Annotated in this window: 7 protein-coding genes; 4 read left to right on the top strand and 3 right to left on the bottom strand. The window is 56.0% G+C overall.

Annotated features, from left to right (window positions below; all coding sequences use genetic code 11):
- The 3 genes from RTK32_RS17230 to RTK32_RS17220 all read left to right on the top strand — a co-directional run.
- Nucleotides 1–314: TerC family protein (locus tag RTK32_RS17230; protein ID WP_409451110.1), on the top strand; the 314-nt coding region annotated here is incomplete at its 5' end.
- A 164-nt stretch (nt 315–478) separates the two neighbouring features.
- A complete protein-coding gene (locus RTK32_RS17225) occupies nt 479–694 on the top strand; it encodes a YgdI/YgdR family lipoprotein (RefSeq protein ID WP_312046124.1) in 216 nt (71 codons plus the stop codon).
- Nucleotides 695–867: 173 nt separating this feature from the next.
- Nucleotides 868–1,908, top strand: coding sequence for an NADP(H)-dependent aldo-keto reductase (locus tag RTK32_RS17220; RefSeq protein ID WP_312046122.1), 1,041 nt, complete (start codon nt 868–870; stop codon nt 1,906–1,908).
- 72 nt (nt 1,909–1,980) lie between these two features.
- Here the strand turns inward: RTK32_RS17220 and lplT are convergent, their stop codons facing one another.
- From lplT to RTK32_RS17205, 3 genes are read right to left on the bottom strand one after another with little or no spacing between them, the layout of a single operon-like run.
- Nucleotides 1,981–3,186, bottom strand: a complete 1,206-nt coding sequence (lplT, locus tag RTK32_RS17215) for a lysophospholipid transporter LplT (protein WP_312046120.1) — start codon at nt 3,184–3,186, stop codon at nt 1,981–1,983.
- A complete protein-coding gene (gene aas, locus RTK32_RS17210; RefSeq protein WP_312046118.1) occupies nt 3,179–5,344 on the bottom strand; it encodes a bifunctional acyl-ACP--phospholipid O-acyltransferase/long-chain-fatty-acid--ACP ligase in 2,166 nt (721 codons plus the stop codon). Before aas ends, lplT begins: the two co-directional genes overlap by 8 nt.
- Nucleotides 5,290–5,655, bottom strand: coding sequence for a hypothetical protein (locus tag RTK32_RS17205; RefSeq protein ID WP_312046116.1), 366 nt, complete (start codon nt 5,653–5,655; stop codon nt 5,290–5,292). The genes aas and RTK32_RS17205 overlap by 55 nt, the downstream gene beginning before the upstream one ends.
- Before the next feature lie 321 nt (nt 5,656–5,976).
- Here RTK32_RS17205 and RTK32_RS17200 point away from each other — a divergent pair.
- Nucleotides 5,977–6,526 (top strand): cupin domain-containing protein (locus RTK32_RS17200; protein ID WP_312046114.1); only part of this gene is annotated, 550 nt, incomplete at its 3' end.

The raw sequence follows: 6,526 nt of genomic DNA, 5'->3' as shown, positions 1-6,526 counted from the left end.
TGCTGGATATCATCTTCAGTCTTGACTCGGTTATTACTGCCGTTGGCCTGTCAGACCATCTGATTATCATGATGGCGGCGGTGGTGATTGCGGTGGGCGTAATGATGTTTGCCGCCCGCGTTATCGGTGAATTTGTTGAACGGCATCCTTCGGTAAAAATGCTGGCGCTGACTTTCCTGATCCTGGTGGGTTTCACCCTTATTCTGGAAAGCTTCGATATCCACGTGCCGAAGGGCTATATCTATTTTGCGATGTTCTTCTCTATGTCGGTAGAGTGTCTGAACCTGCTTCGCGGCAGAAAAAATCCCGCCTGAATCAAAGCCGACCGGGCACCCCGGTTGGCTTCTTCCCGTTGTTTTTACGATCAAAGTCAAGAGTTTGTCGTGCCGTAACGCCTTTTTAGGAGTTCTGCGGTTAACGCTTTCCGTAAAATGCGCTATTACTTGTGCAGGCAAATTAAAGGCTAAGGGAGCGAAGTATGAAGTTGATGTCTGGCGCGGCCGTGCTGATACTGGCCACGCTGCTCGGCGGGTGCAGCAGTGATTACGTGATGGCGACAAAAGAAGGCAAGATGATCATGACCCAGGGTAAACCGGAGATCGACAAGGATACCGGCCTGGTGAAGTACACCGATCGCTCCGGTCATGAGCTGCAGATTAACGGCGATGAGGTTTCATCGATTGTTGAACGCTAGGCCCGATCCCGCCACCTGACGTTTTCCGACAGGTGGCCCCCACCGCACTTCCCGATAAATCTGCTCTTCCCCCTGTTGCGCCCGACGGTTATAGTCAAAAGCCGGATCTGGCGTTTGCTTCAGCAATTTATCCCGCACGCCATGGTCTTAATAATGAAAAAGGAAGCCGGCATATGCATTATCATCGCATCCCCCACAGTACGCTGGAGATCAGCAGCCTGGGATTAGGCACCATGACGTTTGGCGAGCAAAACAGCGAAGCCGATGCCCATGCGCAGCTTGATCTGGCGCTCCGTTCCGGCATTAACCTGATTGATACCGCTGAGATGTATCCGGTGCCGCCGCGCCCGGAAACGCAGGGGTTAACCGAAACCTATATCGGCAGCTGGTTAAAGGCTCGCGGCAATCGCGAAAAAGTGGTGCTGGCCTCTAAAGTTGCCGGGCCGGTGCGCGGCGCGGACGCTTCTATCCGGCCGGGCCAGGCACTGGATCGCAAGAATATTCGTCAGGCGCTGGACGCCAGCCTGAAGCGGCTGAATACCGACTATCTGGATCTTTATCAGCTGCACTGGCCGCAGCGACAGACCAACTACTTCGGTCGGCTGAATTACGAATACGCGGAAGATACCGCCACGGTCACCCTGCTGGAGACGCTGGAAGCGCTGAACGAGCAGGTTCGCGCCGGTAAAATACGTTATATCGGCGTATCGAACGAAACGCCGTGGGGCGTAATGCGCTATCTGCAGCTGGCAGAAAAACATGAACTGCCACGCATCGTCTCTATCCAGAACCCGTATAGCCTGCTGAACCGTAGCTTTGAGGTGGGTCTGGCGGAGATCAGCCAGCATGAAGGCGTCGAGCTGCTGGCCTATTCCTGTCTGGCCTTTGGTACGCTGAGCGGTAAGTATCTGAATGGCGCTAAGCCTGCCGGCGCACGCAATACGCTGTTCAGTCGCTTTACCCGCTACAGCGGCGAACAGGCCGGTCTGGCCATTGCCGAATACGTCGCGCTGGCGAAAAAACATGCTCTCGATCCCTCGCAGATGGCGCTGGCTTTTGTTCGTCAGCAGCCTTTTGTCGCCAGCACGCTGCTGGGCGCGACCACCCTGGAACAGCTGCAGCTGAATATCGACAGCTACAATCTGACGCTGGATGAGGAAGTGATGCAGGCTCTGGAAGCTATTCATCGCCGCTACACGTATCCGGCGCCTTAACCAGGCCGCTGGACGTAAAAAGGGGCGGAATCCTTTCCGCCCCTTTTTTTCCGCACCAGAATCGGCTTAACGCTAAACTTTGCGGTGCTTTTGCGCCAGCTGCCAGCCCCACAGCACGGCAATCGCCAGCGCGAACAGCGCGCCGAATCCTACGCCAGTGGCTACCGGCTGCGCGCCCAGCTTCACGGCCAGCGAGTAAATACCCAGCATCAGCAGCATCGCGCCGTTTTCACCCAGGTTCTGTACCGCAATAGCATTACCCGCGCCGACGCTCTCTTTACCGCGCATCTGCAATAGCGCATTGAGCGGCACCACGAAAAAGCCACCGAGCATCCCAATCACTATCAGCAAGCCGTAAGCGCCTGTCGCCGTATGCTGTAGCGCGAAACAGACCACCGTCACGCCGATTAACACGCCTGCCGGCATACATCTGCCGACCGTTTTCAGCGTCACCAGCTTCGCGGCCGCGCCTGCGCCAAACACGATGCCGATAGCGACCATGGCGTTTAGCAGCGTCGGTGTCTTGTTATCGCTGATACCCAGCGCGACCGGCACCCACAGCACCAGCAGGAAACGCAGGGTGACGCCCGCCCCCCAGAACAGGCTGGTACCCACCAGCGAAAAACGCGTTTCGCCATTGCGCCACAGTTCGCGGCAGGCCTGGAAAAAGCTGGAGGACATCCGCAGCGGATGCCAGCTTTGCCCTGCTCTGGCCGCCGCCAGTTTGGGGATCGGCACATTCGCCGCTACGGCAAGTCCGTAGGCCAGTACGCAGACGATCAGGGCGCCGGTAAGGTTCCAGTCTGCCAGCACGCCGCCCGCAATCGATCCCAGCAGAATAGCCGCAATGGTGGACGACTCCATCAGGCCATTGGCTTTAACCAGCGTTTCGCCGCCGGTAATTTCACCCAGAATGCCGTACTTGGCTGGCGAATAGGCCGCCGCGCCAATGCCTACCAGCGCATAGCCGATAAAAGGGTTAAAGCCGAAACAGATGGTCAGCGCCCCCAGCAGCTTAAAGCCGTTGGCGGCCATCATCACCCTGCCTTTGGCAAAGCTGTCCGCTATCTGGCCAACGAAAGGCGCCAGGATGATGTAAGTAGCAACAAAGACCATTTGCAGTACCGGCTGGCTCCAGTCCGGGTAGACCTGCTGCTTAAGCACCGCCAGAGTGGCGAACAGCAGCGCATTATCGCCAAACGCCGATAAGAACTGCGCGATAATGACCGCTACCATGCCACGTGAAAGCAGCTTTTCACCGCCGGAGAAATTATGCATTTTCTGCCTCTGTCTCTGGCTGTTCCGCCATGCTTTTCAGCGTAACGAAATCGGGCTTCCCGCTGCCTAACAGCGGCAGCTGCGCCAACACGCGAATATCGCGCGGCACCGCAAGCTCTGGTGCACCCAGCTCGCGAGCCGCCTTCTGCAATCGGTCGCGGGTTAATGCGCTGTCGGTAGTAAACAACACCAGCGCCTCACCACGATTGCCATCGGGCTTTATTGATGCGGCATGCTGCTTTTCTGCCGAGGCCTTCAGTGCGATTTGCTCGACGGTTTCCAGTGAAACCATCTCACCGGCAATTTTAGCAAAGCGTTTTGCGCGGCCCTGAATTTCACAGAAACCGTGCTCGTCAAAGCTAACAATATCCCCGGTATCGTACCAACCTGCTTCCATTTGTCCTTCGCCGTTATCCGCCTGCGGCGCTTCCAGCACGCCCGGTTTTTCTACCCTGAGGTAGCCTTTCATGATATTCGGCCCGCGCAGCTGAAGCAGCCCGCCCTGCTCAATGCCCGGCACGGAAATCAGGCGAGAGTCCATACCCGGCAAAATACGCCCGACCGTATGGTTTTTCGCCGCCATGGGCACATTGATGGCAACCACTGGCGCGCATTCCGTTACGCCGTAGCCTTCCAGGATGCGGATGCCAAATTTTTCCATCCAGACCTGACGCGTGCCTTCCTGCAATTTTTCTGCCCCCGCGACCACGTAACGCAGGCGCGCGAAATCATACGGATTGGCAAAACGCGCATAGTTGCCCAAGAAGGTAGAGGTGCCGAACAGCACGGTGCAGTTTCGGTCATACACCAGCTCGGGAATAATACGATAGTGCAGCGGACTGGGATAAAGGAACACTTCTGCCCCGGTCATCAAGGGGGTAAACAGCCCGACGGTCAGGCCAAAGGCGTGAAACAGCGGCAGCGCGGACATAAAGCGATCGCGCGGCGTGAAATCGGCTACGGTGCGGATCTGCTCTACGTTAGCCAGCAGGCTTTTGTGTGAATGCACCACGCCTTTGGGATGCCCTTCCGAACCGGACGTAAACAGTACCATCGCGGCATCTTCCGGCTGCTGCTGCACCTCTGCCCGTCCTGGCTGAAGAAGATGACCGAGGATCCAGAGTTTATCCTGCGTGGTGACGGTGCCTTTCAGATCTTCCAGAAAGATCCATTTTACCTCGGTAAGCTGTTCGGGCAGATGCCAGAGCTTGCCCTTATCCAGAAACTGACGGGAAGTGAAAACCGTTTTCACCTCGGCCGCTTTCAGCGCGCTGCCTACGCCTTTCACGCCAGCGGTGTAGTTAAGCATCGCCGGCACGCGGCCGCGCATGGATGCGCCAAGGATCGCGGCGGCGGTCACCGTTGTATTGGGCAAGAGCAGACCAATATATTCGCCCGGCGACGTATAACGTTCCAGGATCCGCCCTACGCCCAGCGATTTCTTCAGCAGCCCCGTATAGCTGTCGGCCTGAAAATTGACGTCTTCAATACAGGATTTGAAATAGCCATAGCGCGTACGGGCAGACAGAAACGCCTGATAAAGCGTTTCACGCGGGCGCACCGCCATCCGTGCTTCCATCATAATATGGTGCAGATGTTCTCCCGCCAGCCTGCGGCGCTCCCGGGCGGTTTTGGCCTCCGGCATGGGAATGGTGGTCGCGGGAAGGACGGTAATACTAATACGCGGGAAAAGACGCCGCTTAAACACGCCAGCCAGACGCCCGAAGGGCGAAAACTCCGCGCCCTCTATTCGCAGCGGCACGACGGTAGCCTGCGACTTCGCGGCTACAAAGCCGGCACCGTCGTAAATTTTCATCAGCGACCCGGTGACGGTAATGCGTCCTTCGGGAAAGATGACCACCGGGCGGCCCTGCGCGATCGTTTTTACCAAATGCTTGACCGACAGCGGTTTCGTCGGATCCAGCGGCACAAAATCCACCAGCGGACGTACCCACCGCATGTACCATTTTTCGCTGATGGAAGAGTAGACGGCGAACACCGGCTTAACCGGCAGGAACAGCGCCAGCAGCATGCCGTCCAAAAACGACATATGGTTGGGCACAATCAGGACTTTCTGCCGGTGCAGAGTAGAAACATCACCCGCTAAACGGGTGCGATACAACAGGCGAAAAAGCAGACGAAAGAAAGAAAGTAACATGCCATCTCCATAGCCAGTAAATTTGCCTGTAACGATGCAGGATATGGCCGCGCATGACAATGGTGGAAAATAAAAATCAGGGCGTGCCAAACCAATTTGTGTGTGGTTCCGGCAGCATTGCAAAAAATTTGCGGCACGCCTCGACGAAACAAAGCATTGAGCAACGTTAGCGGTAAAGGAGTGAATGGGCTAAAGGGTGAAGGGGTGAGAAAGTGAAGAAGCCAGAAAGCCAGAAAGCCAGAAAGCCAGAAAGCCAGAAAGCCAGAAAGCGAGAAAGCGAGAAAGCGACTATTTTTATCGATTACGACCATGCGCCATACCCTAACCTTCTCAAAGGATTGTTTGCAATTAAGGCCAACATTGCCAGATAAAAAAGGCTTCCGCGACAGCGACGTTATACGCTGGCGAATAGCGAACAGGAGCAGGATGCTGCGCTATCTGCACGATGCCTCAAAATGGCACGGGCATTGAACCGGCCAGAGTTTTCAGGCACGCATTACACCGCGCTTCTGAATTTTTGTTGAACCAACGTCATCACCCCGCCACACAAATGTCCAAATATGCGCTTAGCGCGGATCCCGGCCATCTGGCCGCGATGCCGATAATTTTATCGCTGCAAAGGAGAAAATGCTATGTCGTCACCTGCCATTCACCGTGTAGTCACCGGCCATGATGCCAATGGAAAGTCAATGGTTTACAGCGAGGGATCGCTTCCCTCCGTTATTGAAATGGAGGCTATTCCGGGACTGATTTTCCATGAAGTCTGGGCAACGTTGGCATCGCCCGCGCCAGTTAGTAACGATCCGGATCCCACTGTTGGCCCGGTAATGCATAACGCTCCAACCAACGGCACGCGTATTCGCTTCGTCGATCTGCCGCCTGATGCCTCTTATTTGGATCAGGAAGATAACCGCATCAAAGATCTTTTTGAACAGGTTAACTATACCGACGGGCTGACGGTAAAAGCCGATTCGCCCCATCCCATGATGCACCGCAGCGAGGCAGTCGATTATTGCGTCATTGTACATGGCGAAGTCTATCTTGTGCTTGATGACGCCGAGGTGCTGCTCAGGCCCGGTAGCGTAGTTGTACAGCGGGGCACTAATCATGCGTGGTCAAACCGATCGCAGGCGTCCTGCCGCATACTGGTCGTTCAGCTTGACGGTCGTTACGAGCCGGAGC

It is taken from the genome of Erwinia sp., assembly GCF_031978025.1.
In the GTDB taxonomy this organism is placed as follows: domain Bacteria; phylum Pseudomonadota; class Gammaproteobacteria; order Enterobacterales; family Enterobacteriaceae; genus Erwinia.
This window is presented reverse-complemented; position numbering and strand designations above follow the sequence as displayed.

Bases quoted from the DNA above. Each gene is read 5' to 3' on its own strand.
- RTK32_RS17225 (WP_312046124.1), top strand. From the start codon at position 479: ATGAAGTTGATGTCTGGCGCGGCCGTGCTGATACTGGCCACGCTGCTC.
- RTK32_RS17220 (WP_312046122.1), top strand. From the start codon at position 868: ATGCATTATCATCGCATCCCCCACAGTACGCTGGAGATCAGCAGCCTG.
- lplT (WP_312046120.1), bottom strand. From the start codon at position 3,186: ATGCATAATTTCTCCGGCGGTGAAAAGCTGCTTTCACGTGGCATGGTA.
- aas (WP_312046118.1), bottom strand. From the start codon at position 5,344: ATGTTACTTTCTTTCTTTCGTCTGCTTTTTCGCCTGTTGTATCGCACC.
- RTK32_RS17205 (WP_312046116.1), bottom strand. From the start codon at position 5,655: ATGGTCGTAATCGATAAAAATAGTCGCTTTCTCGCTTTCTCGCTTTCT.